The organism is Frankia sp. Mgl5 (genome assembly GCF_023242985.1).
Taxonomy (GTDB): Bacteria; Actinomycetota; Actinomycetes; order Frankiales; family Frankiaceae; genus Parafrankia; species Parafrankia soli.
Genome location: NZ_JALKFY010000127.1, coordinates 1 through 271 on the forward strand (window position 1 = coordinate 1; position 271 = coordinate 271).

Annotated in this window: 1 protein-coding gene; it reads left to right on the forward strand. The window is 53.9% G+C overall.

Annotation, left to right across the window (positions count from 1 at the left end):
* On the forward strand, window positions 1–271 hold a 271-nt coding region (locus MXD62_RS39665; RefSeq protein WP_368862341.1), incomplete at both ends, for a tripartite tricarboxylate transporter permease.

Sequence of the window (271 nt, forward strand, 5' to 3'; positions counted from 1 at the left end):
CAGTTCGATCATTTTGCTCGCGGGTGTATACTACGGGGCAATGTACGGAGGATCTACCACGTCGATCCTGCTGAATACGCCGGGAGAATCCTCGTCCGTGGTAACGGTGTTGGATGGCTATCCGATGGCGAAGCAGGGGCGGGCCGGAGCAGCTTTGGCGATTTCGGCGATTGGCTCTTTCTTTGCCGGAATCGTTTCACTTGTCGGTTTGGTATTTTTGGCAGAGCCTCTTTCCAATGTTGCTCTGAAGCTAAGCCCCGCTGACGAATTT